The following is a 26,976-nucleotide window of genomic DNA, read 5'->3' on the forward strand; positions in this document are numbered from 1 at the left end:
CTAAAGGTGCTTCCTGAGGAAGTCACCAACCCTGACCTTCCACTCCTCCGGGTGGAGCTTCAGCGTCCTGACGTGGGGCGCATCGGTGACCCAGAGCTCGACGGAGGGGTTAACCTTCTTGTTCCTCTCGTAGAACTCCCTAACCTCTTCAACCTTCACGAGGGGGTCCTTCTCGCCAGCTATGAGGAGAAGGGGCTTACTGACCCTGTCAGCGTATTCCAGCATGTTGAGCTCCCTCGCCCCGCTGAAGAGCTTGGTGAAGGGCTTGACGAGGTGGTAGAGCCACTCGGGGAGGCTGGCAAAGTACCTCAAGCCACGCGCCCCCGTCCTGTCGAGGTCTATCGGCGGTGAATCCGCGACGCCACAGGCTACGCGCTCGTCCTCGGCTAGGGCCCTTATCGTCACAACGGCACCCATCGAGAAGCCGACGAGGCCTATCCTCCCGGCCTTCTCCGGGTGGTTCTTCTCGAGCCAGTCTATGGCGGAGAGAACGTCGATGAGCTCCCTATCGCCGACCGTGGTGTACTTCCCCTCGCTCTTCCCATGCGCCCTGAAGTCAAAGACGAGGACGCTGTAGCCCTCATTGAGAAGGAACTCCATCGTCTGCTTCATGTAAACGTCGTCCCACCTGCTCCTCGTGTATCCGTGGAGAGGGATAACCGTTTTTTCGCCGTTGGGAACCCACCACCCGCTGAGCCTGAGGCCGTCCCTCGTCTCGATCGTCACCTCATCGTAGTCGAAGCCCAGCTCCCTTGGCGTCCACTCGCCCACGAAGCGGGGCGGCTTGACCATCTTGTAGCCAACGAAGGCCAAGAAGACGAGGACAAGGAGAAAAAGGGCAAGGAGAAGCCCGACTATCATTCCGTTCCCCCCCTGGTTCCTTCCACCTCGAGGTTCTTCATGAACCACACCATTGGCATCGCCAGGAGGACGAGCAAGGCCCCGATCGGGAAGAGCACCCTGTAGTTTTCACCCGCGAGCTGGACTATGGCGCCGCCTATCGTGCCCGCCAAGAGGACGGGCAGGGAGCGGGTGGCCTCGAAGAAGCCGTAGTAGCGGCCGGTGAAGGCCTCGCGCTCGAACCTGGTAAGCAGGTCGCCGATGACCGGGTAGGACGCGGCCATGAGGATACCCCAGCCAATGCCCGCTATCCCAAGGGCGATGGTTATCTCGGCCTCGGTGTGGATGAACCAGCCCCAGATCTGGGGCAGGGCGAAGATGACGCCGCCCACTATTATGCTGAGGCGCCTGCCGAGCCTGTCGTAGATTATCCCGCCGGGCAGCGCGCCGAGGAGGACGGTAACGTTGAAGAGGGCCATCAGGTAGAGGCCGAGCGATGTCACGGCCTTTATGTTCTCCTCGCTCGCGGAGCCGTGGAGTATGTAGGCCAGTATGCCGTAGAGGAAGATGGCTATGAACTCGAAGCTCATCCACCAGAGGGTCTGAGCGGCGTAGAACTTGAGGAAGTCGCGGTTCTCGACGATGCTCTTGAGGTATCCCCAGAGGCTCTCGTTCTCCTCTATCTCCGGCGCCTCTGGCTCCCTGATGATGAAGTAGACGAAGAGGGCCGCACCGATGAGGAAGGCGGCGGTGACAATAAATGGTATCTTGAGGTAGGGCGTCTGGGCCAGGGCCTTAATCCCCTCGCTCTCCCCGGTCTCGGCCACGGCCAATGCCATGAGGTAGCCGGCCAGGCCGAAGAGGAAGAGGTTGCCGGCCCACTCGAGGAGGGTTATGACGCCGCTCGCCTTGCCCCTGTGGCCGCTCTCAACGGTGTCCGGCATGAGGGCGCGGTACTGGGCGGTGTAGACGTGCATCGACAGGTAGAAGAAGCCCAGGGTTAAGGCGAAGCCCCACAGGGGGACGCCCATGGCGTAGCCGGTGTATATCATCAGGACGGCCACCCCCGCCATCAGGCCACCGACCATTATGAAGGGCCTCCTCCTGCCGTGGCGGGAGCGGAGGGTATCGCTGTAATAGCCGAGGAGAACCGGAATGAACAGGCCTATAAGGCCCTCGATGGCCAGTATCGTTCCCTTAACGAAGGCCGACTCGGTGTAGCTCGAGAGGAGCGGGAAGGACAGTCCCTTGTTGAGCGCCCAACCAACGCTCCTGCTGAAGCCGAGCAGGGCAAGACTCAAAACAACACCCCATTGAAATCCTCGCCCTCCCGATTTCATCACCTACCCTCCCGTTGGCTATATAGACTATATACCTGGGAAGGAAGTTTTTACCTTTTCGGTTCAACTAACAAAGGAACAAAGGAAAAGAAAGGACTCAGTCCATGTCCGGAATGTAGTCCAGGGCGTCACCCTTCGTGCGGACGACGTCCCCGCGCCTGACGAACTGCATCGCTATCGCCGCCAGAATAAAGAAGGCCGTGGCGAATGGCAGCAGAGTCCTGTAGCCGATGACGTCGAGGAAGGCCCCAGCAAAGGGCGGGGCGACGAGGTTGGCCGCCTGGCTGAAGAAGTAGTAGAGCCCGGTGTAGCCGCCGAGCTTCTCCTCGGTGGTCATGTCCACGACCATCGGCAGGGAGTTCACGTTCACCATCGCCCAGCCCATTCCACCCACGAAGAACAGCCCCATCAGCGTCATCACCACAGGGTCGCTCAGGGAGCTGGACTGGGGCCTGGAGCTCTCGCCGACGAAGTAGGCCGCGAGCATTATCGCGACGATGATCATGAGGCCGAGGGTTATCGTCCTCCTCCTTCCGAAGCGGCCGCCGATGAAGCCGGCTGGAATTGCAAAGAGCATGAAGCTCAGGCTGAAGACGCCGAGCATGAAGGCCCCGGTGCTCTCCTCGATGCCGAGGTAGTACTTGGCGTAGCTGGTGAAGAACGTCTCCAGGGAGTTGAAGGCTATGAACCAGAAGAATATCGCTATGAGAACCGCGAGTAGGCTCTTCTCGTGGCTGGCAAAGACGTCCTTGAGGTTCTCCCTCAGCTCACCGAAGCTCTTGTGGGAGGTCTCCGAGAGGAGCTTTCTCAGGCTCACCTTCTCCCCCGGCTTCCTGTACTCATCGGGCTCGGGGACGAAGAGTATCACGAGCAGGTTCGCGAGGAGCATCACGGCCGCGCCGAAGTAAAAGGGGTAGGCGTAGTTCATGTCGTAGAGGACCTTGCCGCCGAAGTAGGCCAGCAGGGCGCCGAGGCCGCCCATGAAGTTGATTATACCGTTGGCCTGGGAGCGCTTCTCGCTGGGCGTTATGTCGGGCATGAAGGCCACGACCGGAGAGCGGAACAGGGCCATGAAGAAGTTCATGAAGATTATAGTCCCCATGAAGAGGGCGAGGTTTTCGTACTCCCTCGCTACCGGAATGAGCGCGAACATCAGGGCCGCGGACGGGGCGCCGAGTAGAATGTATGGCTTTCTCCTGCCCAGCCTCGTCCGCGTCATGTCGCTCAGAGCGCCGAGGAACGGGAGTAACAGCACCGCGAAGAGGTTGTCTATGGTCATTATGAAGCCCGTCACCGTCTTGCTGAGGTGGAATGTGTCCTGCAGGAATATCGGTATGTAGGCGTTGTAGAGCGCCCAGATGATGCTTATGCCGAAGAACCCGAATCCAAGGACGAATATCCGACTGTATTTGAACTCCAAGTTCCCACCCCCATGATACTATATAGACTATAGTGACGGGAAATCTACTCCGAGAAACTTTTAAGGATTTTGAGTCCATACCTGAGCGGCAGAGGAGATGACAATTGCAGACAGTGAACAGGTTTTCATCTTGGGCCACCGTGGGTTCAGAGGAAGGCTTGAAAACACACTTCCAGCATTCAGGAGAGCGCTCCAGTACGCGGACGGAATAGAGTTCGATGTCAGACTAACAGGAGATGGAAAGCTCGTAACCCACCACGATGCGGCTTTCAGCTCAGGCGGCTCTTCCCACAGGCTCCGGGAGCTGACGTTGAGAGAAATAAGGAAGCTTCACCCCCTGGGCCGGCTCATACCGAGGGTCGAGGAAGTGCTGGACGCTTTTCCAGGTGCGGTTTTCAACGCGGACGTCAAGGAAAGTGAGGCCGTTGAACCGGTACTGAGGGCTGTGGAGAGGAAAGGCAGGGTTGAGAGCACAGTGTTCTCCTCCGATGATCCAGCGGTGGTGTCCCTCCTCATGAGGGAGTGTCCGGACTGTAAGGCAGGCTTCTCAATAACCGGCTATCCCTCCGCGGTGGTGCTCCCGAGGCTCAGGTGCATATATTCCGTCCACGTACCGATAGATGTCGTAACCTACATCGGCTACAGGAATCTCATTGTCCTTCTTCGGGCGCTCAGGAGGAGGGGCTTGAGGATATACCTCTGGAACTACAAAATGAACGAACTGATCTGGATCCCAAGGCTGCTCCCCCTCGCGGACGCAGTCATCTCGGACGACCCTGCCAGGTTGAGGAAAGGTTTTTACGGGGAGGGAGTATTTTCCTGGGGCGATTCCAATGTGGGAAAGGGATAAGGTTATAGTGCTCGGCCACAGGGGTTACATGAGCAGGTTCCCCGAGAACAGCCTTTTAGCGTTCAGGAAGGCGATCGAATCGGGTGCCGATGGAATCGAGCTTGACGTCTGGCTGACGGGGGACGGGAAAGTCATAGTAATGCACGACGAGACCATAGACAGGACGAGCGATATGAGCGGAAGGCAGAAGGAGATGACGCTTGAGGAGCTCAGGAAGGCGGACATAGGGATGGGCGAGAGGATTCCAACGCTGGAGGAGGTCTTCGCGGTTCTGCCCGAGGGTGCCCTAATCAACGTTGAGCTCAAGGACAGGGACGCGGTGGAGAAAGTGGCCGAGATAGTGAAAGCCAACAATCCTCGGAGGGTAATGGTCTCGTCCTTTGATATTGAAGCCCTCAGGGAATACCGAAAGCACGACGAGGAAACCACGATGGGGCTTCTCATAGACAGGGAGGAAGTGGTCCCCCTGATTCCGAAGCTGAAAGATGAGCTCAACCTCTGGTCAATAAACGTTCCGATGGAGGCAATCCCCCTACTCGGCTTCGAGAAGACCCTTCAGGCCCTTCACTGGGCGCGCTCCCTCGGCCTTAAAGTGGTTCTCTGGACCGAGAACGATGGGCTCTTCTACGCCGACGACAACCTCGCGAGGCTTAAGGGCCTCTTCGAGGTCGTCATAGCGAATGACGTAGAGAAGATGATCAGATACCTCAGAGAACTGGGGCTCAGGTGATTCCATCGAAACCGTTAATACCCCCTCACCATTTCTTTAACCCCGGTGATATCATGGAGCGCTACATACTTTCCCTCGACGAGGGGACGACCTCTGCAAGGGCTATAATCTTCGACAGGGAGAGCAACGTTCTGGGCATAGGCCAGTACGAGTTCCCCCAGCACTACCCCAGGCCAGGCTGGGTCGAGCACGACCCCGAGGAAATATAGGACGCCCAGTTCAGGGCCATCAAGACGGCGCTGGAAAAAGCCAAGATCGAGCCAGGCCAGATAGCGGCGATAGGCGTCACCAACCAGCGTGAAACCACGATAGTCTGGGACAGGAGCGGTAAGCCGCTCTACAACGCGATAGTCTGGCAGTGCAGAAGAACGGCCGAGATGGTGGAGGAGATAAAGAGGGAGTACGGCGATGTTATCAAGGAGAAGACCGGCCTGGTCCCAGATGCGTACTTCTCGGCTAGCAAGATCAGGTGGCTCCTCGACAACGTGCCGGGATTGAGGGAAAAGGCCGAGAGGGGCGAGGTGCTCTTCGGAACGGTCGACACCTTCCTGATCTACCGCCTGACCGGTGAGCACGTCACCGACTATTCAAACGCTTCTCGAACCATGCTCTTCAACATCAAGAAACTCGACTGGGACGATGAGCTTCTGGAGATCTTCGGGATTCCCGATGGGATCCTGCCGGAGGTCAGGGAGTCGAGCGAGGTCTACGGCCACACGAAGAGAGAACTCCTCGGCGCTGAAATCCCGGTGAGCGGAGACGCCGGCGACCAGCAGGCGGCACTCTTCGGTCAGGCCGCCTTTGAGGCTGGAATGGTGAAGGCAACCTACGGGACGGGGAGCTTCATCTTGGCAAACACAGGCAAGACCGTCCGGTATTCAGATAATTTGCTCACGACGATAGCGTGGGGGCTCAAAGGAAAGGTCACCTACGCCCTCGAGGGGAGCGTCTTCATAACAGGAGCGGCAGTTCAGTGGCTCCGCGATGGAATAAGAATCATAAAGAGCGCCCCCGAGACGGAGGAGCTAGCGAGAAAACTTGAGAGCAACGAAGGTGTTTACTTCGTCCCGGCCTTCGTCGGCCTGGGAGCGCCTTACTGGGACCAGTTCGCGAGGGGGCTGATAATCGGCATAACTCGCGGAACGGGAAGGGAGCACCTCGCGAGGGCAACGCTTGAAGCGATAGCCTACCTCACCCGGGACGTCATAGAGGAGATGGAGAAGCTCGTCGGCATAAAGGAGCTCCGCGTCGATGGGGGAGCGACGGCGAACGACTTCCTGATGGAGTTCCAGGCGGACATACTCAACAGGCGCGTCGTCAGGCCCGTCGTGAAGGAGACCACAGCCTTGGGAGCGGCGTATCTGGCGGGGCTGGCCGTTGACTACTGGGAGGGCCTTGAGGAGATAGAGAGCCTCTGGAAGGCGGAGAGGGTCTTCGAGCCAAAGATGGATGGGGAAACGAGGGAGAGGCTCTACCGCGGCTGGAAGGAGGCCGTGAAGAGAGCAATGGGCTGGGCAAAGGTCGTTGGGGCCTGAGCTTTGGGTGGACATTTCTGTCCATCAAGATGCTGTTCGCCACTGTCCTTTTTTCTAATGTCCTTAAAGGTTCTTTCCTTGCCCTTTTGCCCAACTAAAGGTTGGGGAAAGCTTTAAAACGGTGGAAGCCCTTTCTCAAGTTAAATCGAGGTGAAGATCATGAAGACAAAGGTGGCCATAATAGGGGCTGGCATAAGCGGGGCCAGCATAGCGAGGGTTCTCAGTAAATACGAGAACCTTGAGGTTCACCTGATTGAGAAGGCCCCGGACGTTGGCTGGGGAGTCAGCAAGGCCAACACGGCTTTGATCCACGGCGGTTACGACGACGACCCTGACAAGTACCCGACGAGGGCGAAGCTGTGCATAAGGGGAAACCGTCTCTGGCACCGGTGGGTGAAAGAGCTTGAGATCCCCCACGTCTGGAACGGGGCCCTGATAGTTGCAACCAGGGAGGAGGACTTCGACGAGCTTGAGAGGCTTTTGGAGCGCGGGAGAAGGAACGGCGTCCCCGAGATGAGGATCGTAGATAAGGAAGAGCTCTTCCACCTCGAGCCCGGCCTGACGAAGGAAGCCATCGGGGCGCTATGGGTGCCGATAGTGGGGCAAATAGGCCCGATTCCAGCTGTCATAGCGATAACCGAGAACGCCGTGGCGAACGGCGTTAAGACTCACCTCGAGACCGAGGTTACCGGAATAAGGGTCGAGAACGGCGAGGTTAAGGGGGTTGAAACTAGCAACGGCTTCATCGAGGCGGATATAGTAATCAACGCCGCCGGTCTCTACGCTGACAGGATAGCGAGAATGGCCGGCATAGACTACTTCGAGATACACCCGAGAAAAGGGGAGTACTGGATCTTCGACGACGACGTTCCAGGGCCGAGGAGGGTCCTCTTCCCGACTCCAACTCCGATAAGCAAGGGAATAGTCGTGACAACCGAGATATCCGGCCATCTGATGATAGGGCCAAACGCCCAGGATTTGCCGCCAGAGGAGAAGGAAAACCTCGCCACCACCAGGGAGGGGCTTGAGCAGGTCTGGGAAGGAGCCAAGAAGCTCTGGCCACAGTTACCACCTAGGAGCAAGGTGATCAGGACCTTCGCAGGCTTAAGACCTGAACCCACCGGCGGGGACTTCATAATCAGGGCGGAGGAAGAGGTCTGGGGCTTCATAAACGTGGCTGGAATCCGCTCGCCCGGGCTGACGAGCGCTCCGGCCATTGCGGAGGAAGTGGCGGAGATAATCCAGCGCGACCTCGGAATCCAGCTCAGGGAGAAGTCCAAGTGGAACCCCTACAGGAGGGAGATAAGCCACCTCTTCATGATGAGCCCGGAGCAGGTTAACGAGGCCGTAAAGAGAAACCCCTCCTACGGAAAGGTCGTCTGCAGGTGCAACAACGTGAGCGAGGGGGACATTCTGGAGGCCATCGAGAGGATGAAGCTCATAGGCGTTAAGACGCCGAGCGTCGATTCCGTGAAGTTCAGGACGAAGGCAACCACCGGAACGTGCCAGGGAAGCTTCTGCAGGCCGAAGATAGTCGAGCTTCTGGCCAGGGAGTACGGCGTCGAACCCTGGAAGGTCACGCTGAAGGGTAAGGGGAGCGAGATTGGAGTGGGTGACGTCAAGGCCCTCCTCAGGGGTGATGCCTGATGTTCCCGAGGATTCCGATGCTGAACTACGACGTCGTCGTCATCGGCGGCGGTCCCGCTGGAATGGCCGCCGCGGTGAGGGCGAAGGAACTCGGCCTGAAGGTTCTGCTCCTCGACGAGAACGACCACCTCGGCGGAATCCTTCCACAGTGCATACACCCCGGCTTCGGATTGCACTACTTCAGGGAGGAGCTGACCGGCCCGGAGTTCGCGGCGAGGCTGGCCAGAAAGATGGTGGAGCTCGGGGTGGAGTATAAAACGGCCGCGAGGGTGCTCGAAATCAAAAACTACTCCGACCTTGAGAAGGTGGTCGTCTTCACATCACCGAGCGGTGCCTACGGGGTCTGGGCCAGGGCCGTTATCTACGCCGCCGGGGCGAGGGAGAGGCACGCCTTCGAGATAGGAATAGTCGGCGACAGGGTTTCCGGCGTTTACACCGCCGGAGAGGCCCAGACGCTGATGGACATCTACGGGATAATGCCGGGCAGGGAGGTTGTGATAGTCGGTTCCGGCGACGTCGGCCTCATAATGGCGCGCCGCTTCGCCCTTGAAGGGGCGAAGGTGAAGGCGGTGATAGAGCTGATGCCCTACCCCGGCGGTTTGGCCAGAAACGTCATAATCCTGAGGGACTTCGATATTCCGCTCTACCTGAGCCACAAGGTTGTCGAGGTGCGGGGCAGGGGAAGGGTCGAGAGGGTGAAGGTAGTAAAGGTGGACGAGAACCTCAACGAAATCCCCGGAAGTGAGTTCTGGATCGAGGCGGATACACTGATTATCTCCGCCGGACTGGTTCCGAACGTCAAGAAGCTGACGGCCATAGGCGTTGAGATCGACCCCTCCACCGGTGGCCCGGTTGTGAACGACAGGCTCGAGACGAGCGTTCCGGGGATTTTCGTGGCCGGAAACGCCCTCCTCATCAACGACCTGGTCGACTACGTCGCCGAGCAGGGTGAACTTGCCGCTGAAGGAGCCAGGGAGTTCATCGAGAACGGCGGGATAGGGAGCAGGAAGTGGGTTAAGGTCGAGAAGGGTGAAAACGTCCGCCTTCTCGCTCCGCACTATCTGAGCGGCGATAGGGACGTTTACCTCTACCTCCGGGTCGCGAGGCCGATGGAGGACGTCGAGCTTAGAATCCCCGAAATCGGCAAGAAGATGAAGCTCCCGGTGGTCAAGCCGGCGGAGATGCTCAGGGTAAAGCTGAAGGCAGAGGAGATCAGGAAGGCTGAGAAGCTCACAGTGGAGGTGGTGAGGGTATGATTTACCGCTTCACCTGCATCGTCTGCCCCCTCGGCTGCGCTGTTGAGGTGAAAGTAGAGGACGGCAGGGTCGTTGGAGTTACCGGCCACACCTGCCCCCGCGGTGAGGAGTGGGCGGTTCAGGAAGTTACGAACCCGAAGAGGGTGGTGATGAGCGTCGTGCCAGTTGAAGGCGGAGCTTTGCCAACGGTGAGCGTTAAAACCGCGGAGCCAGTTCCAAAGGAGAAGATACCTGAGCTCATGAGGTTTTTGGCGAAGCTGAAGCTCAGGGCCCCGGTCGAGGTCGGGGAAGTGGTTGCCGAGTGGAACGGAATAAAAATAGTGGCCACGAGGGGGGCTTAGCCCCCTCACCAGAATATTTCCTCGAAGTCCCCAGCGCTCTCTATCCCCTCAGGGGCCTTTATCTCAACGGGCTCGTTGATGTTCGAGAGGGCGACGCTCTCGTGAAGGGTCACGTAGATGTCAGTCGTTCTGCCGTCATAGCCCTTTACCGCCAGGATAACCTCCATGTGGGTCTCGATGAAGGTTGGGGTTCCGTCCTTCGTCAGGTGAACCTCCACCCAGCCGGAGTTTGTGGTGACGTTCACCCATCTCTCGCCATCGACGCTCCAAAGCTCGTTGAAGTATCCACTCTGGTTGGTGGCGTTCACGAACTCCCAGAAGGTCACGTTCACACGGAAGGCGTAGCCATCGGAGAGCTTCTCTATGGTGACGTTCTTTTCCTTGAGAAGGTTCCTGATGTAGTCCACGTTGAGCGATCCCTGGGCACGGGAATAGAGGTCATCGTCGGGGGAGACGTTGTACCACTTCCCATCGACCATGAAGTAGACGCTGGAGTTATTGACGAAGTAGGGCCAGTTCATATTGACGTCCATTCCCATCATGTGCATCGTTATGCTCATGTTACCTCTCTCCAGTCCGGCCGTGTTGTTGAAGACGCCAAGGACGCGACCCGACATCGTGAAGTTTATCGTCTTGTTGCCCTCCGGATCGGTGAAGTGCATGCTCATTGAAAAGTTCTGGTCGTAGCTGGCCGTTTCTATGCTCTGGAGGGCCTCAAGGACCTTCTCCTCGGTGAGGCCAACGCCCTTCCCGATGCAGCCGCTTGCCAGCACCACAACTGCCATCAAAATTAGAGCCACAGCCCTCTTCATCGTACTACCTCCAGTTGTCCTCATAGGCAAGTGGAAGGGTTGGTTTAAATACTTTTTCTGTTCAAATTTTGCACACCACTGGCAAGAGTTTGCAAAATGTGGAAACGATCACCAGGGTTCCCGCTCCCAAGGATTGGGATAGGGTATCTTGCCGAGCTGATCCCTCAGGTACTTCCTGAGTAGGGGTTTAAACCAGCCGATGAGAACCTGCCAGCAACGGGTTTCCTCAATGTCGTAAGTCCTGTAAATATCAACGTAGTCCACCAAGACGCTACTGTTCCCCGGGCCGTAGTTGAGGGAGTGGGTGATGTTGAAGGAAACCTTCCTGAGGGTTTCTTGCTCGTAAACTGCCTTGAGCCGGTAATGGGTGCTCAAAAAACTGCCGTTCTCGTCTCTGGAGAGAACTAAAACGGAGTAATCGCCCGCGCTGATGAGCCTCCTTGACCGGGCCTTCCGCTCGAATTCCGCTATCACCACGTTGGGGTCGTTGAACTTCCTGGAATCGTTCTCCCCCGGGAAGTAGGAGCTAACGAACTTCACCTCCCACTCATCGTTTATTTGGTAGTAGGCCCGAAAGATGCCTGGACAGGCGACGCCAAAGCCCATCTCCGAGAACGACATAAAACCCCGGCTTTCAAGCCCGTAGCGGTAGGTGTAGCCATTCAACGACATTGGGGCCAGGAACAGGAGGAGAACGACCACGAACACCTTCCACCGCCGCGACATAGTGCACCACCCGAGCGAGGCATCAGCGCTTCCACAGTCCAAGCATCTCGAAGCTCCCCTCGGTTTCTACAACCTCCCTCCGGTTCCAATCGATGTGGCTCCTATCGCTTCTCCATGTGAAGCGTCCGCTCTCAAGCTCCGCCCTCCAGCAGAAGGAGTCCAGGCTCTCGATGGAGGAGACGACGTCGTCCACCGAGGGCGGATTATTCCAGCCCACGCCGCCCACAGAGCGATGGTCAGCAGGAGAAGGCCCGCAATAACTGCCGCCAGCGTCCTCATCGAACCCACCAAAAAAGTTAATGCCAGCAGGTTATAAGGTTTACTATTGAAAAGAAGAAATTTAGAGCGCCTCAAACTTCTGCAGGAATATCCGGAGATCCGTCCTGAAAGGCTCCTCGGCGCGGGGGAGCTCCTCGCTAAGGAGTCGGAGGAAGTGCTCCTCGTCGGTGGCTTTCTCCCAGAGCCTTTTGACGAGCTCTTCCAGCCTGTCGTAGTACTCCACGTAGGGTCTTGCCTCAAAGAGAGCCTCCTCAAGCCGGTTCACGGACCGTCCCTCCTCTTGAACCAGTAATACCATATTCTACTCCTGTCCTCCGCCCGACCCATAATAAGGAAGTAGCGGAGCAGGGCCAGGTTCAAGATTATGAAGAATATCAGCAGAACGTTGTACGCTGGAACCGCGGCACTCAGGAAAGCGTAGTAGTCCCAGACGAAGTGGAGCACGATGGCCAGCAGGAAGTATGGAAGAACCGAGTCCACCTTCCCCTCGGCCTTCATTCCGTAGCCAACACCGACTATGGCACTCCAGGTGGCATGGGCGAGTGGCGTCAGAAAAGCACGGGTCACCGTCACCGCCACACCCCAGCCGAGACCGTACATAAAGTTCTCGGTGGCTGCGAAGCCCAGACCAGCGGCGACTCCGTAAACGAGGCCGTCCATTATGCCGTCCATCTGACCGGCCTTGAACGGCCACCGTATGGCCAAAGCCTTCGCAGGCTCTTCAACGATCCCCGCCACGAGGGCGACGTAGAATGCTGAGGCTGGCAGGATCGGCTCTATTGCGCCTCCAAGGGTGAGGAAGCTCTCAAGCACGTAGGCAATTCCTATCGAGAGCGTTCCCCCCAGCAGGAACGTTCCAAGGACGTACCTCCTTGGTTCAGGCTCGTACCTGTCGGCGTGATAGAAGTACCATAGTATAACGAGCGCCGGACCGTAGGCAAAGAACGCTATAACGCTTAGGGCATCCACGACCTATTCACCCAAAACTAGAGGGAAAAGGAGAATTTAAAGGTTTAGCATTTTCCAAGGAACTCCCCGAGGTCAATCCCCTGTTCCTCGAGGTAATCGATGAGCTCCCTGGGAGGCTCAACCGTGGCTGAGTCCGGGTTCTTTATCTCTATGGTGGTTACATCAACCCACTCGGCCCCGTTCTTCTCGTAGTAGACGGTCCGCTTGACCTCCACGGGGATAAGATCCTTCGTGAGCTTAACCTCGACCCTCGTCCGATAAGCGTTCGTGACGTTTGTTCCGATTGCCGTCCCCCCAGTCTCGTTGGCGTATATGAGGTAGTAACCGTCCTCCTCGATAACCCTGACGTTCTCCATGTCCAGTACCTTCCAAAGTCCGTCCAAAACCGTGGAGTTCATGTTTGGCCCCTCGCCCGGCCCGTAGCACGCGGCTTCCCAGGTCACCGTACCGTTCCTGTCGATGTAGCTCGCGTAGCCCTTGGAGGTGGTGTAGTAGTAGGCCAGGTAGTAGGAGCCGCCCCCGACGGTACTGTTCGAGAGCGTGGACACTGCCTTCAGCTTTTTCTCGAAGTCTATCGCGCCCTCGGTCCTAAGCTGGGCCACCAGCCTCGTTCCATTGTAGCTGTCCACTCTCATCACGTACTCGTAGCTCTTCAGGGACGTTATGGCCTTCTCCATGTCTTCCTGAGTGAACGGAAGGTTTCCAGTGGTCGTGGTGGTTGGAGAAGGGGACGTTCCACCCCCGGAGATGCAGCCGGCGGCGAGAACGATTAAAGCAATGAGCAGGCCGATGTAGCGTGCCTTCATTTCATCACCCGGAGTAAGTTCCCGGCCTACTATTAAAATGTTAGCCTTCCGGAAACCTCACCGTCGAGTTTTGTTAGGACAACCGAAAAGGTTTTAAATCTGCCCATCTATGGAACAATGGTGAGTAAAAATGCCCTATATTGGCTTGGCCAAGAGCCCGTACGGTCCCCTGAGAACCCAAGAGGCTGTCTTGAAGGAACTCACGAAAAGGGGCTTTAGGGTAGGATTCTTCAAACACCATTGGGCCGGTGATCTACCATTCGGTCTCATAGTTGCCGAGACAGACAGGGGTGACGTCGCTATCCGCTGGGCGTTGGGGCGGGAGTTCAGCCTCAAGATTGAAGAAGTGGACAGGGAAACCTACGATGAGTTCGTGGAGGACACCATAGAATACACCAACGCCGACTCCGGCTAGCGCTCCTGCTTGACCCTTTCCACGACGTCAAACAGGCTCCAGAGGTCGTGTATTATGTGAAGGTGGGGGATCAGAGCCAGTTTCTCGCGATTTTTCTCAACGAACCTGGCCGTGAAGGGGAAGTAATACCACACGTACTCGGTGTTCTCATCGCCGTGACCGATGAAGCGCCAGGGCTTGTCGTCCACCCAGATTAAAGTCTCGTTCCCGTACTTCTCGCGAACCAGCTTAAAGGCCTCGTCTATGGTCATATCGTGGCCAAAGACTACGACGTCGTCAAAGAGGTCGTATATCCCCATTTCCTTCAGCCGTCTGACCTTCATTCCGTCTATGAAGTCCTCGGCGGAGAAGGAGATTACAGTGTGCCCCTCCTCCTTGAGTTTCCTCAAAAGCTCCGGGGAATCGTCGATTGGTCTGCTAAGCTTGGCCCTCTCCTCAAACCAGGTCTCGAAGAACTTCGTGCGCAGGAAGAACGGGGGTTTGGATTTTTTCTTGTGCTTCCCGAAGGCAGGCCTCTCAAACTGGAGTTCGATTTTAGTCAGCAGCTTGGCCCACAGTGCCTTCCCCGGGAGCCATCGGTAGCGCCTCTCCAGGGCCCGCCTGAACGCCTCTTCGATGCAGGTGTAGGTGTCAGCCAGCGTTCCATCGAAGTCGAAGGCTATTATCATGGCTACCCCCATACCCCGAAGGGGAAGCCAAATTTAAGCGTTGCCCCAAACAACGGAAATATTATACGGTTGCAACAGCACGATAAGATACAGAAAATTCCCAGGGTATAACTCACGTAACTCAAAAAAGTTTTAAATTTTAATTCTCCCATAGTGCTGCATGTCCACTTCCAATAGAATCTAAAAACAAAAGGGTGATAAAATGAGGAAGGTAGGGGCCGTCGTTCTGGTTCTCCTCGTCCTCGGTGGGCTGGGCCTCGTGAGCGCCTGGCCGACCGACGGACCGACCCTCGACAACCCCATGAACGTCCACCAGAAGCTGACCTACAAGGCCATACAGGCGGTTTACAGGGACAACCCGACCCTCGGTTCGATCCTCATGCAGTACCAGGACCAGCTCCTCTACGGAGCCTACGACGAGGACTGGCGCGGCGGGAGCATAGAGTTCAACGGGAAGACCTACACCCTCCAGAGCCAGTACCACTTCCACGACCCTATGGATCACTCGGAGCTAATCACCGTTGACCTCTTCGGCGACCGCGACAGCTCCGGAGCCGACATGGCCCAGAAGCTCTACGAGCAGGCGGTTCAGCTCTGGAAGCAGGGCAACAGGGAGGAGGCCATGCTCTACCTCGGCAGGGCGGTTCACATACTCGAGGACATGAGCATGCTGGTGGCACACACCACCCCTGCCCTCTTCGAGGACCTCGAGCAGTTCAGCTACATCGAGGACGCCCACGACTTCGTTGAGAACGATATCTCCCCCACCGTCGCCGACGACATACTCAACGACCGCGTTCCCCTCGACCTCACGCCGATAAAGTGGTGGCAGATCCCGCAGGAGAAGCAGCGGTTCATCTACGGCTACGACATCTATATAGCCGACAACGAGAACGGTCACATGAGCCTCGCCAACGGCGTTGCCTGGGCCTACGCTGACTTAATAGCCCACAACTCTTGGCGCTACATGCTCTACTCGACCGGCAAGGACATCAACCTCTGGAGCGAGCGCGGCCACCTCGGAAGCTACTTCTGGACCAGGACCCTCAAGAAGGGCGACTGGAGCGTCCTCAAGCTCGAGTTCAAGGGCGCCAGCTCGATAACCCTCGTCTTCAAGGACATCGACATGCAGAACGCCTACTTCAAGACCCTCGGCTACGTCGAGATCTACGACAAGAACTGGAACCTCATAGCCCGCTACGCCCAGGACCCGAACCCGCTCGTCGATACCAGCGTCACCGTTCCGGGTGACACCGTCTACATCTACACCTACGTGAGCAATGACGACTGGCTCGACGACGACGTGGACGGCTGGGCCATAAGGAACATCGAGCTCCACGCCAACTTTGACGTGAACGCCCCGAGTGGCTTCAAGACCCTCGACGGCAGGGAGTACAGCCTCGTCCAGTGGGCGGTCTACGAGACCATGCAGTACGACATAAGGGCCATTGCCGGCCTGATGGAGAAGTTCTTCGAGGACGTCGGCGTTACCGGCTGAGGCCTTTACCCCCCTTATTTTTCCTTAACAGTGGTACACGGTTCTGCCCTCCCGGCGGCACAAAGCATATATTCTCAGCTCCCAACTTTCAACGACCGTCTTAAAGCTCAGAAGGTGATAGGTATGGGGAGGCACTACCTTCCAAACCTGGCGCATAGAGATGAAATGCTGAAAGAAATCGGCTTCAATTCGATTGACGAGCTCTTCTCCGACGTCCCGGCCGGAATGGTCAAGGAGTTCAACCTTCCGGAGGGAAAGAGCGAGTACGAGGTCTTCCTCGAGCTCAGCGAAATCCTCTCAAAGAACAGGACCGTCCTTGAAATGCCGAGCTTCCTCGGGGCGGGGACGTACTTCCACTACGTTCCAGCCCACGTCAAGTACCTCATCGAGAGGAGCGAGTTCTTGACGGCCTACACTCCTTACCAGCCCGAGATAAGCCAGGGAATGCTCCAGGCCCTCTTCGAGTACCAGAGCATAATGGCGGAGCTTTACGGTCTGCCCGTTGTCAATTCCTCGATGTACGACTGGGGGACGGCCATAGCCGAGGCCGCTCTGATGACGGTCAGGCTCCACAGGGGCAAGAGAAAGCGCTTCCTTGTCCCAAAGGCCCTCAGCCCGGAGAAGAGGGCGGTGATAGCGACATACACGCGCGGTGCCGGGCTGGAGATAGTTGAAGTTCCCTGGGACGAGGAAGGCAATCTTGACCTTGAAAAGCTCAAGGAAGCAGTTGGCGAAGCCGCCGGCGTCTACGTCGAGATGGCCAACTTCTTCGGTTTAGTCGAGGAGAACGTGAGGGAAATCGGCGAGATTGCCCACGATGCGGGGGCCTACTTCGTGGTCGGAGCAGACCCAACGATGCTCGGGCTTTTCGAGGCGCCGGGTGAGCTCGGCGCTGACATAGCGGTCGGAGAGGCGGCATACCTCGGCAACCCCATGAACTTCGGCGGCCCGAGGGCCGGAATCTTCGCCGTCAGGAACGACAAAAAGCTCATACGCCAGATGCCGGGCAGGATAATCGGAATGACGAGAGACGCGGAGGGAAGGAGGGCCTTCGTCATGACCCTCCAGACGAGGGAGCAGCACATAAGGCGCGCAAAGGCGACCTCGAACATATGCTCCAACGAGGCGTTGGTGGCCGTTGCCTCAGCGATACACCTCGCGAGCCTCGGGCCGAGGGGCTTGGCCGAGCTTGGCGAGGCAATCCTCAAGAACACGGCCTACCTCAGGAAGAGGCTGAGCGAAGTCGCTGAGATTCCCTTCGAGGGGCTCTACTTCAAGGACGTGCCAGCGAGGTTCGAAAAGCCCTACAGCGAGGTGCACGAGGCCCTCTTGGAGAGGGGAATCCACGGAGGCTACTACGTCGGGAAGCACTTCCCGGAGCTCGGCGAGACTGCCCTCTTTGCCGCGACAGAGACGACGAGGAAGGAATGGGTAGATGCCCTCATAGAGGCCCTCAGGGAGGTGGCCTGAATGTTCCGGCAGGCTAAATGGGACGAACCGCTCATCTTCGAGCTCTCCCGCAAGGGGAGGGTCGGCTACACCCTTCCGAGGCCGATTGAAGATGTAAGCGTTGAGATTCCGGAGAAGCTCAGGAGGAAAAGCCCGCTGAACCTTCCTGAGCTGAGCGAGCCCGAGATAGTGAAACACTACACCCGCTTGAGCGAGATGAACTACGGCGTTGATTCGGGCATCTACCCGCTCGGCTCGTGCACCATGAAGTACAACCCCAAGATAAACGAGGAGATAGCTTCACACCCGGGGGTTGCCTACATTCACCCCTACCAGGACGAGAGGACCGTCCAGGGAGCGCTAAAGATAATGTGGGAGCTGGAGCAGTGGCTCAAGGAGATAACCGGAATGGACCGCTTCACCCTCCAGCCCGCTGCCGGTGCCAACGGCGAGTTCACGGGCGTTTCGATAATCAGAGCCTACCACCTCGACAACGGCGAGCCACAGAGGGACGAGATGCTCGTTGCTGACTCGGCCCACGGAACCAATCCGGCCAGTGCCGCCATGGCCGGTTTCAAGGTCATCGAAATTCCCTCGACCGAGGAGGGAACGATGGATCTGGAGGCCCTTGAGAGCGCGGTGAGCGAGAGAACGGCCGGGTTGATGCTCACGAACCCCAACACCCTTGGCATCTTCGAGGACGAGATACTGGAGATAGCGAGGATAGTCCACAGGGCCGGCGGGCTGCTCTACTACGACGGTGCCAACCTCAACGCAGTGCTAGGAAAGATCAGACCCGGTGACATGGGCTTCGACATAGTCCACCTCAACCTCCACAAGACCTTCTCAACCCCGCACGGCGGCGGTGGACCTGGAAGCGGGCCGGTCGGCGTCAAGGACTTCCTCAAGGACTACCTGCCGGTTCCGCTGGTCGGCTACGATGAGGAGCGCGGTTACTACCTCGACTACGACGTGCCCAAGAGCATCGGCAAGGTCAAGGAGCTCTACGGCAACTTCGCGGTTATGGTCAGGGCCCTCGTTTACCTCAAGGTAATGGGAAGGGAGAGCCTTAAGAACGCGAGCGAGGTAGCTGTTCTAAACGCCAACTACATCACCCGGAAGCTGAAAGGGACAAGGGGCTACTCCCTGCCCGGCAAGGAGCTGAGGAAGCACGAGGTGGTCTTCTCCGCCGAGCCGATGAAGAAGGAAACAGGGGTTACAGCGATGGACGTAGCCAAGAGGCTACTCGACTTCGGAATGCACGCGCCGACGGTTTACTTCCCGCTTATCGTCCACGAGGCGTTGATGATAGAGCCGACCGAGACCGTGAGCAGGGAGGAGCTCGACGCCTACGTCGAGGCCCTCAGGAGGATAAGCGAGGAAGCTTACAGCAATCCGGAGATCGTTAAGAGCGCACCGCACAACACGGCGGTGAAGCGCGTGGACGACGTTCTGGCGGCAAAGAAGCCGGTTCTCAGCTGGAAGATGTACCGCGAGCTGAGGGAGAGGGGCGAGGTAGAATACTGACTACCTTGCTTCCCCATTTCTTCTTATTCAATTCTAGCCAGAAAAGCTTATAAATGGAAGGCACAAATATGTAATAGAAAACTTACATGTGGGTGATCCATATGACAGTTGGTGTTGGACGTGTTGAAAACGCCAAGTACGGGGTGGGGTTTGATGAATACGTGGTTCCCGTCAGGGGGTTCCTCCTCCAGAGGGGCAAGCTGGCGGGAATATACGTGAAGGACGGGATCATTCCCGTGACAGAGGAGCTTCCCAAAGAGGTCCATCAGGCCGTTGTACACGGCCACATCAAGAAGGAGGTAACGGTGAGGGAGATACACTACGGTGAAGAGGACATAATAGAAGTTCTCATAGAAGCTGACTATCAGAGCTGGACCATCTTCACAACGAGCTGAGATCTATGCCTCCCTACCTACACACAATAGGCAACGGTTTTAAGCGAGCAACTTATCCTACGAATTTTGGTCAAAAAGCGTTTCCAAGCCTCATCAAAAGTCGTAGCTCCCTGTTGCACGTTCAAAGATATGGTTTCTCAATCCAAGGCCAGCGTTTAATTATGAGAACCCTTTTGGCCACGTTAGAACTGACACTTCAAACAGAGCTACAATCCCCTATCAAACCCCACAAGGCGAAGTTTGTTAGAATGGAGCCCCGGGCGGGATTTGAACCCGCGACCGGCGGATTACAAGTCCGCCGCCCCGCCAGGCTAGGCTACCGGGGCACGGTCTAAAGACCTTCCGAGGGAGATATAAAGTTTTCGCAGTTCCTGCCCACACCGTAAGATTTATAAATCCACTCCGTATTCCCTACATTGGGTCGTGCCGCCGTAGCTTAGTCGGTAGAGCGCCGGACTGTTAATCCGGCGGTCCCCGGTTCGAGTCCGGGCGGCGGCGCCAGTAGTGGGCCCGTAGCTCAGCCTGGTCAGAGCGCGCGGCTCATAACCGCGTGGTCGGGGGTTCAAAGCCCCCCGGGCCCACCACAACAGCCCTTGCTTGCGCGAGCGCTGGCGGAAGAGTAAGTGTCTTTTCCAAAAGGTGCTTGTTTTTATGATGTGTTCGTTCTTTAAATTGCCATTCTTTAGGAGTTGCTCCTCGAGAGGTGTCAGAAGATACGCCCCCGCCTGGAGGCCCAAAATGCCGGCCATATTGCAGAATGAGACCAAGTTTATGCGAACTTTTGCCAGATATGACAAGTTATCCCGTCAATGGTACAACTTGTGTCTACATAAACCCACTAGAATCGGCAAATCTACGGAAAAGACCTGCCACTTTGCTCTCTCCACTGAAGTTTGGATTCCGAACCCCAGCCGAGCCTTTATAAGTCTTTCCGTTTTCGGTGGACATTGAAGTACATCAGAGTCCTTTTTCGGGCCAGAAAACGGTTCTTAAACTTTACGCAACCGATATAAACCCCTACGGGCCAGATACCACTCGAAAAGCTTATATACCGAAACCCGCAGGTGTGAGGTAGTGATAATCGTTCTTAAAAAACGTTAAAGGGGGCAATTCTCGGTGGCGACGAAAAAGGAGTTTGATATATTCACGCATGAGCTGGTTCCCGAGCACAGAATCCTCAGCGAGGAGGAGAAGGAGGAACTCCTCAGAAAGTACAGGATCAGGATCTCACAGCTCCCACAGATCAAGGCCTCGGACCCGGCCGTCGTCGCCCTTGGGGCAAAGCCGGGAGACGTCATTGAGATAAAGAGAAAGAGCCCAACGGCGGGCTACTATTACTACTACCGTCTTGTGGTGGAGGACTGATTCTGAGAGGTGAGATTATGGCATCGAGAGGACCCACCGTTGTTGATGTCACCCCTGACGACCTCTGGCTCGTTATGGAAGCCTACTGGAAGGAGAGGGGACTTGTAAGGCAGCACCTTGATTCTTACAACGCCTTCATCGACCACGGAATGCAGCAGGTTATAGACGAGTTCGGTGGCCTCAAGCCCGACATTCCGGACTTTGAGGTCAAGTTTGGTAAAATCCGCCTGGGCGAGCCCGAGTTCCAGGAGGCCCAGGGCCAGAGGAAGCCCCTCTATCCAATGGACGCCAGGATAAGGAACCTGACCTACTCGGCCCCGCTCTACCTCGAGCTTATTCCAGTTATCAAGGGAATAGAGCAGGAACCCGTCGAGGTTCGCATCGGCGAGCTCCCGATAATGCTCAAGTCCAAGGCTTGCAGGCTTTACGGCCTCAGCGACGAGGAGCTTATAAAGCTCGGCGAGGACCCGAAGGACCCCGGAGGATACTTCATCATCAACGGCTCCGAGAGGGTTATAGTCTCCATTGAGGACCTCGCCCCCAACAAGACCCTGGTGGAGAGGGACGAGAGGCAGAACAGGATAATCGCCAAGGTCTTCTCCTACAGGCACGGCTACAGGGCCCTGATAACGGTAGAGAGAAGGAAGGACGGAATACTCTACGTGAACATACCGAACGTCCCCAGGCCAGTTAAGTTCGTCTACGTCATGCGCGCCCTCGGTCTCCTCAGCGATAAGGAGATAGTTGAAGCTGTCAGCGACGACCCGAGGATACAGCAGGTTCTCTTCGACAACCTCGAGGACGCCAGCGACATAACCACCCAGGAGGAGGCCCTCGATTACATAGGAAAGCTCTCCCTCCCAGGCCAGCCCAGGGAGTACAGGCTCAGGAGGGCCGAGCACATTATAGACAACAACCTCCTGCCCCACATGGGCGTCGAGCCCGAGAGGAGAAGGGCCAAAGCTTACTACCTCGGTATGATGGCCCTCAAGGTTCTGGAGCTTTCACTTGGCCTCCGCGGCGAGGACGACAAGGACCACTACGCCAACAAGAGGCTCAAGCTGGCGGGAGACCTCCTCAGGGACCTCTTCCGCGTTGCCTTCGGCCAGCTCGTCAAGGACATGCAGTACCAGATGACCAAGACCTACCAGAGGAAGGGCGAGCGCTACACCTTCGAGAACATACAGCGCTTCGTGAGGAACTCCATAAGGCCGGACGTGCTGAGCGAGAGGATTGAGCACGCCCTCGCGACCGGTGCGTGGCCAGGTGGAAGAACCGGTGTCAGTCAGCTCCTCGACAGGACCAACTACATGAGCACGCTCTCTCACCTCAGGCGCGTCACTTCCCCGCTCAGCAGGGACCAGCCCCACTTCGAGGCCCGTGACCTCCACGGAACCCACTGGGGAAGGATATGCCCGACGGAAACGCCGGAAGGTCCAAACTGTGGTCTGGTCAAGAATCTTGCTTTGATGGCCCAGATAACCACCGGAATCCCGGAGAAGGAAGTCAGGGAGTACCTGAGCAAGCTCGGCGTCGTTCCCATCGAGGAGAGAAGGCCGAACCCGAGCCTCTGGAGGATTTACCTCAACGGAGTTCTCATTGGGACCATCGAGGACGGCGAGAGCCTGGTAAAGAGGATAAGGAGCGATAGGAGAAGCGGAAGGATAAGCGACGTCATAAACGTTGCCTTATACCAGGACGAGGACGTCAAGGAGATATACGTGAACAGCGATGACGGTAGGGTCAGGAGACCCCTCATCATCGTCGAGAACGGCAAGCCGAGACTCACCCGCGAGCACGTCGAGGGCATAAAGACCGGCCAGCTCACCTGGAGCGACCTCATCAAGATGGGCATCATCGAGTACCTCGACGCTGAGGAGGAGGAGAACGCCCTCGTCGCCACTTGGCCCTGGGAGGTTACCGAGGAGCACACCCACCTCGAGCTGATGCCCGCTGCGATTCTCGGAATACCTGCCTCACTCGTTCCGTACCCGGAGCACAACGCGGCCCCGCGTAACACCTACGGTGCCGGTATGGCCAAGCAGAGCCTCGGCTTTGGAGCGGCCAACTTCAGGATAAGGGTGGACACGCGCGGCCATCTGATGCACTACCCGCAGGTCCCGCTTGTGAACTCGAGGATAATGAAGGCAGTCGGTTTCGAGGAGAGGCCAGCTGGCCAGAACTTCGTGGTCGCAGTTCTCAGTTACTCGGGATACAACATGGAAGATGCCGTCATAATGAACAAGGCCTCCATAGAGCGCGGCTTGGCTCGTTCAACCTTCTTCAGAACCTACGAGGCAGAGGAGAAGCGCTACCTCGGTGGCCAGACCGACCGCTTCGAGGTTCCCGACCCGACAATACAGGGCTATCTGGGCGAGAAGTACTACAGGCACCTCGACGAGGACGGCATAATCTTCCCGGAGTCCAAGGTCTCCGGCAAGGACGTTCTCGTTGGAAGAACCTCCCCACCGAGGTTCCTTGAGGAACAGAGCGGCCTTGGAGGCATAATTCTCCAGGAGAGGCGCGAGACGAGCGTAACGGTAAGGCCCAGTGAGAGGGGTATAGTGGACAAGGTCATCATAACCGAGACCGGCGATGGGACCAAGCTCGTGAAGATAACCACCAGGGATCTCAGGATCCCAGAGCTTGGAGACAAGTTCGCCTCGAGGCACGGCCAGAAGGGTGTTATCGGCCTCATAGTCCCGCAGGAGGACATGCCCTGGACCGAGAGCGGAATCGTCCCGGACCTCATAGTGAACCCCCACGGTATCCCGAGCCGTATGACCGTCGGGCAGCTCATAGAGGCAATAGGTGGAAAGGTTGCGGCGCTGAAGGGAAGGAGAGTGGACGGTACAGCGTTCATCGGCGAGCCAGAGGAGAAGCTCAGGAAGGAGCTCGAGGAGCTTGGATTCAAGCACAGCGGAAGGGAAATCATGTACGACGGCATAACCGGAAGAAGGCTCGAGGCTGATATATTCGTCGGCGTCATCTACTACCAGAGGCTCCACCACATGGTAGCTGACAAGATGCACGCCCGTTCGAGGGGTCCAGTTCAGGTTCTCACCAAGCAGCCGACCGAGGGTAGGGCCAGGGAAGGCGGTCTCAGGTTCGGTGAGATGGAGCGTGACGTCCTCATCGGACACGGTGCAGCGATGCTCCTGATCGAGAGGTTGCTCGAGGAGAGCGACAAGACCGAGGTCTGGGTCTGCGAGAGCTGTGGACACCTAGCCTTGGAGGACAAGCGCAGAGGAAAGGTCTACTGCCCGGTCTGTGGAGAGGAAGAGAGGATAAGCAAGGTGGAGATGAGCTACGCCTTCAAGCTGTTGCTGGACGAGCTGAAGGCCATGGTGATAAGGCCCTCCCTCAACATAACCGACAGGGTGTGATATCATGCAGTCGATGAAGAAGGTCATCGGGAGTATCGAGTTCGGAATCCTCTCACCTCAGGAAATCAGAAAGATGAGCGCGGCCGAGATCACCGTCCCCGACACCTACGACGACGACGGCTACCCGATAGAAGGTGGCCTGATGGACAAGAGGCTCGGCGTGGTGGACCCGGGTCTCAGGTGTGAGACCTGCGGTGCCAGGGCTGGAGAGTGCCCGGGCCACTTCGGCCACGTCGAGCTCGCCAGACCGATAATCCACGTTGGCTTCGCCAAGACCATTCACCGCGTTCTGGAGAGCACATGCAGGGAGTGCGGAAGGATAAAGCTCACCGACGAGGAGATAGAAGAGTACATGCACAAGTTCGAGGTCATGGGCGACAGGAAGAAGGCCAAGGACAGGCTCATCAAGGAGATACACAAGAAGGCCAAGGAGAGAATGGTCTGCCCGCACTGTGGAGCGCCACAGTTCCCGATCAAGTTCGAGAGGCCCACCATCTACTGGGAGCTCAGGAAGGACGAAGAAGGTAACGAGTACAGGCACAGAATGATGCCGAGCGAGGTTCGTGACAGGCTTGAGAAGATACCCGACAAGGACCTGCCACTCCTCGGACTCCACCCCGAGAAGGCCAGGCCGGAGTGGATGGTTCTCACCGTCCTGCCGGTTCCGCCCGTTACCATGAGGCCATCAATCACCCTCGAGAGCGGTATCCGCGCCGAGGACGACCTCACCCACAAGCTGGTCGATATTATCCGTATCAACAACCGCCTCAAGTCCAACATCGAGGCCGGTGCGCCCCAGCTCATCATCGAGGACCTCTGGGACCTCCTACAGTACCACGTTACCACCTACATCAACAACGAGACCTCAGGCATTCCGCCGGCCAAGCACAAGAGCGGGAGGCCCCTCAAGACCCTCTCCCAGCGTTTGAAGGGCAAGGAAGGCCGCTTCCGTGGAAACCTCAGCGGTAAGCGCGTGAACTTCTCAGCCCGTACGGTCATCAGTCCGGATCCGATGATAAGCATCAACGAGGTCGGCGTTCCCATAGCGGTCGCAATGGAGCTGACCGTTCCTGAGAAAGTGACCGAGTTCAACTTCGAGAAGCTCAAGAAGATGGTCCTCAACGGGCCCGAGAAGTACCCCGGCGCCAACTACGTCATAGACCCGGAGGGAAGAAGGATACGCCTCATGGAGAACAACCTCGAGATAATAGCCGAGAGGCTCGACCTCGGCTGGACGGTCGAGAGGCATCTCCTCGACGGCGACATAGTGCTGTTCAACAGGCAGCCCTCGCTCCACAGAATGAGCATAATGGCCCACCGCGTCCGCGTTATGCCCTACAGAACCTTCCGCCTCAACCTCTCCGTCTGCCCGCCCTACAACGCCGACTTCGACGGTGACGAGATGAACCTCCACGTTCCGCAGACGGAGGAGGCTCAGGCAGAGGCGAAGATACTCATGGAAGTCCAGAACCACATCATCTCGCCTCGCTACGGCGGCCCGCTCATAGCTGGAATCCAGGACCACATCTCCGGTGGCTACCTGCTCACCCGCGAGGGAGCATACTTCACCCGCTCAGAGGTCGAGCAGATGCTCATGTTCGCGGGAATTAACGTGGACAAGCTTCCAGAGCCGGACAAGGTTGAGAACGGCGTTGAACTGTGGAGCGGAAAGACGATATTCTCGCTCCTCCTGCCGGACGACCTCACGATCTGGTACCGCAACAAGCTCTGCGACGAGCCGGAGCGCTGTGAGGCCCTTGAGAAGCTCATCGAGGAGAAGCTCGTTCCTGACCCAGAGGAGGTCAGGAAGCTCGCCTACGACGGCTTCACCTACATTCAGAACGGAAAGCTCCTCAGCGGTGCCATAGACAAGAAGGCCTACGGCAGGGAGGACGGAAAGCTGCTCGACATCATCGTGAGGGAGTACGGCGTCGAGAGGGCCAGGCAGTTCCTCGACCAGGTGACCAAGCTGGCCATATGGGTCATAACCCACAAGGGCTTCACGACCGCGATAGACGACGAGGACCTGCCGAGGGAGGCCCTTGACAGAATACACGAGATAATCCGCGAGGCCGAGGAGAGGGTGGAGAGGCTCATTGAAGCCTACAAGAACGGCGAGCTTGAGCCCCTACCGGGCAAGACCCTCGAGGAGACCCTCGAGAGCAACATCATGGCGGTTTTAGCCGAGGCGCGTGACAACGCCGGTAAGGTCGCTGAAAAGTACCTCGGTATGGGCAACCACGCGGTCATCATGGCCAAGACCGGAGCGAGGGGTAAGATGCTCAACATCACCCAGATGGCGGCGATGCTTGGCCAGCAGTCCATTCGTGGAAAGCGCCTCTACCGTGGCTACCGCGGAAGGGTTCTGACACACTTCAAGCCCGGCGACCTTGGAGCCAGGGCCAGGGGATTCGTCACCAACTCCTACAAGAGCGGTCTAACGCCCCAGGAATACTTCTTCCACGCCATGGGTGGTAGGGAAGGACTGGTTGACACGGCCGTCAGGACGGCCCAGAGCGGTTACATGCAGCGCCGTCTGATAAACGCGCTCCAGGACCTCAAGGTGGACTACGACGGAACCGTCAGAGACCCAACCGGAATCATCGTTCAGTTCAAGTACGGTGAGGACGGAATAGACCCGATGAAGAGCTGGCAGGGTAAGACAGTCGATGTGGACAGGGTCATCGTTAGGACCCTCATCAAGATGAGGGGAGGTGAGTGA

The 26,976-nt window shown here is 57.4% G+C and carries 23 protein-coding genes, 3 tRNA genes and 1 pseudogene; 16 read left to right on the forward strand and 11 right to left on the reverse strand.

Translation table 11 applies throughout. The features are described 5' to 3' along the window. The 3 genes from CL1_RS02135 to CL1_RS02145 form a co-directional block, all read right to left on the reverse strand. Nucleotides 1-861, reverse strand: coding sequence for an alpha/beta hydrolase (locus CL1_RS02135; protein WP_014788270.1), 861 nt, complete (start codon nucleotides 859-861; stop codon nucleotides 1-3). After that, the gene (locus CL1_RS02140) at nucleotides 858-2,180 is read right to left on the reverse strand and encodes an MFS transporter (protein ID WP_014788271.1); all 1,323 of its coding nucleotides are present in this window, start codon (nucleotides 2,178-2,180) and stop codon (nucleotides 858-860) included. The genes CL1_RS02135 and CL1_RS02140 overlap by 4 nt, the downstream gene beginning before the upstream one ends. 97 nt (nucleotides 2,181-2,277) lie before the next feature. After that, nucleotides 2,278-3,600 carry an SLC45 family MFS transporter gene (locus tag CL1_RS02145; protein WP_014788272.1) on the reverse strand — a complete coding sequence of 441 codons (1,323 nt, stop codon included), beginning with the start codon at nucleotides 3,598-3,600 and terminating at the stop codon, nucleotides 2,278-2,280. A 97-nt stretch (nucleotides 3,601-3,697) separates the two neighbouring features. Here CL1_RS02145 and CL1_RS02150 point away from each other — a divergent pair, with 97 nt between their 5' ends. The 6 genes and pseudogenes from CL1_RS02150 to CL1_RS02175 all read left to right on the forward strand — a co-directional run bounded on the left by CL1_RS02150 (nucleotide 3,698) and on the right by CL1_RS02175 (nucleotide 9,959). Beyond that, the gene (locus CL1_RS02150; protein ID WP_014788273.1) at nucleotides 3,698-4,450 is read left to right on the forward strand and encodes a glycerophosphodiester phosphodiesterase family protein; all 753 of its coding nucleotides are present in this window, start codon (nucleotides 3,698-3,700) and stop codon (nucleotides 4,448-4,450) included. Beyond that, nucleotides 4,434-5,180, forward strand: a complete 747-nt coding sequence (locus CL1_RS02155) for a glycerophosphodiester phosphodiesterase family protein (RefSeq protein WP_048151785.1) — start codon at nucleotides 4,434-4,436, stop codon at nucleotides 5,178-5,180. The genes CL1_RS02150 and CL1_RS02155 overlap by 17 nt, the downstream gene beginning before the upstream one ends. A 53-nt stretch (nucleotides 5,181-5,233) precedes the next feature. After that, nucleotides 5,234-6,715: pseudogene (glpK, locus tag CL1_RS02160) on the forward strand (glycerol kinase GlpK). A gap of 159 nt (nucleotides 6,716-6,874) precedes the next feature. Next, a complete protein-coding gene (locus CL1_RS02165) occupies nucleotides 6,875-8,362 on the forward strand; it encodes an NAD(P)/FAD-dependent oxidoreductase (RefSeq protein ID WP_014788275.1) in 1,488 nt (495 codons plus the stop codon). Further along, nucleotides 8,362-9,618, forward strand: a complete 1,257-nt coding sequence (locus CL1_RS02170; RefSeq protein ID WP_014788276.1) for an NAD(P)/FAD-dependent oxidoreductase — start codon at nucleotides 8,362-8,364, stop codon at nucleotides 9,616-9,618. The genes CL1_RS02165 and CL1_RS02170 overlap by 1 nt, the downstream gene beginning before the upstream one ends. Next, nucleotides 9,615-9,959 carry a DUF1667 domain-containing protein gene (locus CL1_RS02175; RefSeq protein ID WP_014788277.1) on the forward strand — a complete coding sequence of 115 codons (345 nt, stop codon included), beginning with the start codon at nucleotides 9,615-9,617 and terminating at the stop codon, nucleotides 9,957-9,959. The genes CL1_RS02170 and CL1_RS02175 overlap by 4 nt, the downstream gene beginning before the upstream one ends. Before the next feature lie 5 nt (nucleotides 9,960-9,964). Here the strand turns inward: CL1_RS02175 and CL1_RS02180 are convergent, their stop codons facing one another. The 6 genes from CL1_RS02180 to CL1_RS02205 form a co-directional block, all read right to left on the reverse strand. Continuing rightward, complete coding sequence (locus tag CL1_RS02180) at nucleotides 9,965-10,795, reverse strand: hypothetical protein (protein WP_237266262.1); 831 nt, start codon at nucleotides 10,793-10,795, stop codon at nucleotides 9,965-9,967. Nucleotides 10,796-10,879: 84 nt separating this feature from the next. Then, nucleotides 10,880-11,497 carry a hypothetical protein gene (locus CL1_RS02185; RefSeq protein ID WP_014788279.1) on the reverse strand — a complete coding sequence of 206 codons (618 nt, stop codon included), beginning with the start codon at nucleotides 11,495-11,497 and terminating at the stop codon, nucleotides 10,880-10,882. A gap of 22 nt (nucleotides 11,498-11,519) precedes the next feature. Next, nucleotides 11,520-11,714 (reverse strand): hypothetical protein, encoded by a 195-nt coding sequence (locus tag CL1_RS02190; protein ID WP_048151790.1) that lies wholly within the window; start codon nucleotides 11,712-11,714, stop codon nucleotides 11,520-11,522. Between the two features lie 123 nt (nucleotides 11,715-11,837). Further along, nucleotides 11,838-12,041 (reverse strand): hypothetical protein, encoded by a 204-nt coding sequence (locus CL1_RS02195; RefSeq protein WP_014788280.1) that lies wholly within the window; start codon nucleotides 12,039-12,041, stop codon nucleotides 11,838-11,840. Continuing rightward, entirely contained in the window at nucleotides 12,038-12,745 is a 708-nt protein-coding gene (locus CL1_RS02200; RefSeq protein WP_014788281.1) for a PrsW family intramembrane metalloprotease, read from the reverse strand. Before CL1_RS02200 ends, CL1_RS02195 begins: the two co-directional genes overlap by 4 nt. A 44-nt stretch (nucleotides 12,746-12,789) precedes the next feature. Next, nucleotides 12,790-13,551 carry a hypothetical protein gene (locus CL1_RS02205; protein ID WP_014788282.1) on the reverse strand — a complete coding sequence of 254 codons (762 nt, stop codon included), beginning with the start codon at nucleotides 13,549-13,551 and terminating at the stop codon, nucleotides 12,790-12,792. Between the two features lie 130 nt (nucleotides 13,552-13,681). Between CL1_RS02205 and CL1_RS02210 the strand changes: the two genes are divergently transcribed. After that, on the forward strand, nucleotides 13,682-13,966 hold the full coding sequence (locus tag CL1_RS02210) for a hypothetical protein (protein ID WP_014788283.1): 285 nt from the start codon (nucleotides 13,682-13,684) through the stop codon (nucleotides 13,964-13,966). Here CL1_RS02210 and CL1_RS02215 read toward each other — a convergent pair. Next, entirely contained in the window at nucleotides 13,963-14,634 is a 672-nt protein-coding gene (locus CL1_RS02215) for an HAD family hydrolase (RefSeq protein ID WP_014788284.1), read from the reverse strand. The genes CL1_RS02210 and CL1_RS02215 overlap by 4 nt on opposite strands. 202 nt (nucleotides 14,635-14,836) lie before the next feature. On the opposite strand from CL1_RS02215, the gene CL1_RS02220 reads away from it, so the two are divergent. The 4 genes from CL1_RS02220 to CL1_RS02235 all read left to right on the forward strand — a co-directional run bounded on the left by CL1_RS02220 (nucleotide 14,837) and on the right by CL1_RS02235 (nucleotide 19,503). Beyond that, the gene (locus CL1_RS02220; RefSeq protein ID WP_014788285.1) at nucleotides 14,837-16,132 is read left to right on the forward strand and encodes a zinc dependent phospholipase C family protein; all 1,296 of its coding nucleotides are present in this window, start codon (nucleotides 14,837-14,839) and stop codon (nucleotides 16,130-16,132) included. A gap of 123 nt (nucleotides 16,133-16,255) precedes the next feature. Then, nucleotides 16,256-17,602, forward strand: a complete 1,347-nt coding sequence (gene gcvPA, locus CL1_RS02225) for an aminomethyl-transferring glycine dehydrogenase subunit GcvPA (protein WP_014788286.1) — start codon at nucleotides 16,256-16,258, stop codon at nucleotides 17,600-17,602. Further along, nucleotides 17,603-19,108 carry an aminomethyl-transferring glycine dehydrogenase subunit GcvPB gene (gene gcvPB / locus CL1_RS02230; protein WP_014788287.1) on the forward strand — a complete coding sequence of 502 codons (1,506 nt, stop codon included), beginning with the start codon at nucleotides 17,603-17,605 and terminating at the stop codon, nucleotides 19,106-19,108. Nucleotides 19,109-19,209: 101 nt separating this feature from the next. Next, nucleotides 19,210-19,503: a hypothetical protein gene (locus tag CL1_RS02235; RefSeq protein WP_014788288.1), complete on the forward strand. Its 294-nt coding sequence runs from the start codon at nucleotides 19,210-19,212 to the stop codon at nucleotides 19,501-19,503. A 249-nt stretch (nucleotides 19,504-19,752) separates the two neighbouring features. On the opposite strand, the gene CL1_RS02240 is transcribed toward CL1_RS02235, so the two are convergent. After that, a tRNA-Thr gene (locus tag CL1_RS02240) sits at nucleotides 19,753-19,829 on the reverse strand. A gap of 99 nt (nucleotides 19,830-19,928) precedes the next feature. On the opposite strand from CL1_RS02240, the gene CL1_RS02245 reads away from it, so the two are divergent. The 5 genes from CL1_RS02245 (at nucleotide 19,929) to CL1_RS02265 (ending at nucleotide 26,976) form a co-directional block, all read left to right on the forward strand. Then, nucleotides 19,929-20,004 (forward strand) — tRNA-Asn (locus tag CL1_RS02245). Nucleotides 20,005-20,009: 5 nt separating this feature from the next. Continuing rightward, nucleotides 20,010-20,087, forward strand: a tRNA-Ile gene (locus CL1_RS02250). Nucleotides 20,088-20,619: 532 nt separating this feature from the next. Then, nucleotides 20,620-20,868, forward strand: a complete 249-nt coding sequence (locus CL1_RS02255) for a DNA-directed RNA polymerase subunit H (protein ID WP_014788289.1) — start codon at nucleotides 20,620-20,622, stop codon at nucleotides 20,866-20,868. Nucleotides 20,869-20,885: 17 nt separating this feature from the next. Beyond that, nucleotides 20,886-24,254 carry a DNA-directed RNA polymerase subunit B gene (locus CL1_RS02260; RefSeq protein ID WP_014788290.1) on the forward strand — a complete coding sequence of 1,123 codons (3,369 nt, stop codon included), beginning with the start codon at nucleotides 20,886-20,888 and terminating at the stop codon, nucleotides 24,252-24,254. 4 nt (nucleotides 24,255-24,258) lie between these two features. After that, entirely contained in the window at nucleotides 24,259-26,976 is a 2,718-nt protein-coding gene (locus CL1_RS02265; RefSeq protein WP_014788291.1) for a DNA-directed RNA polymerase subunit A', read from the forward strand.

This window comes from Thermococcus cleftensis (assembly GCF_000265525.1).
Classification (GTDB): Archaea; Methanobacteriota_B; Thermococci; order Thermococcales; family Thermococcaceae; genus Thermococcus; species Thermococcus cleftensis.

Excerpts from the sequence above, each read along its gene's own strand:
- CL1_RS02165 (WP_014788275.1), top strand. The coding sequence starts at position 6,875 with ATGAAGACAAAGGTGGCCATAATAGGGGCTGGCATAAGCGGGGCCAGC.
- CL1_RS02235 (WP_014788288.1), top strand. The coding sequence starts at position 19,210 with ATGACAGTTGGTGTTGGACGTGTTGAAAACGCCAAGTACGGGGTGGGG.
- CL1_RS02215 (WP_014788284.1), bottom strand. The coding sequence starts at position 14,634 with ATGATAATAGCCTTCGACTTCGATGGAACGCTGGCTGACACCTACACC.
- CL1_RS02260 (WP_014788290.1), top strand. The coding sequence starts at position 20,886 with ATGGCATCGAGAGGACCCACCGTTGTTGATGTCACCCCTGACGACCTC.
- CL1_RS02210 (WP_014788283.1), top strand. The coding sequence starts at position 13,682 with ATGCCCTATATTGGCTTGGCCAAGAGCCCGTACGGTCCCCTGAGAACC.
- CL1_RS02135 (WP_014788270.1), bottom strand. The coding sequence starts at position 861 with ATGATAGTCGGGCTTCTCCTTGCCCTTTTTCTCCTTGTCCTCGTCTTC.
- CL1_RS02185 (WP_014788279.1), bottom strand. The coding sequence starts at position 11,497 with ATGTCGCGGCGGTGGAAGGTGTTCGTGGTCGTTCTCCTCCTGTTCCTG.
- CL1_RS02180 (WP_237266262.1), bottom strand. The coding sequence starts at position 10,795 with ATGAGGACAACTGGAGGTAGTACGATGAAGAGGGCTGTGGCTCTAATT.
- gcvPA (WP_014788286.1), top strand. The coding sequence starts at position 16,256 with ATGGGGAGGCACTACCTTCCAAACCTGGCGCATAGAGATGAAATGCTG.
- CL1_RS02220 (WP_014788285.1), top strand. The coding sequence starts at position 14,837 with ATGAGGAAGGTAGGGGCCGTCGTTCTGGTTCTCCTCGTCCTCGGTGGG.
- CL1_RS02155 (WP_048151785.1), top strand. The coding sequence starts at position 4,434 with ATGTGGGAAAGGGATAAGGTTATAGTGCTCGGCCACAGGGGTTACATG.
- CL1_RS02265 (WP_014788291.1), top strand. The coding sequence starts at position 24,259 with ATGCAGTCGATGAAGAAGGTCATCGGGAGTATCGAGTTCGGAATCCTC.
- CL1_RS02150 (WP_014788273.1), top strand. The coding sequence starts at position 3,698 with ATGACAATTGCAGACAGTGAACAGGTTTTCATCTTGGGCCACCGTGGG.
- CL1_RS02170 (WP_014788276.1), top strand. The coding sequence starts at position 8,362 with ATGTTCCCGAGGATTCCGATGCTGAACTACGACGTCGTCGTCATCGGC.
- CL1_RS02140 (WP_014788271.1), bottom strand. The coding sequence starts at position 2,180 with ATGAAATCGGGAGGGCGAGGATTTCAATGGGGTGTTGTTTTGAGTCTT.
- CL1_RS02175 (WP_014788277.1), top strand. The coding sequence starts at position 9,615 with ATGATTTACCGCTTCACCTGCATCGTCTGCCCCCTCGGCTGCGCTGTT.
- CL1_RS02205 (WP_014788282.1), bottom strand. The coding sequence starts at position 13,551 with ATGAAGGCACGCTACATCGGCCTGCTCATTGCTTTAATCGTTCTCGCC.
- gcvPB (WP_014788287.1), top strand. The coding sequence starts at position 17,603 with ATGTTCCGGCAGGCTAAATGGGACGAACCGCTCATCTTCGAGCTCTCC.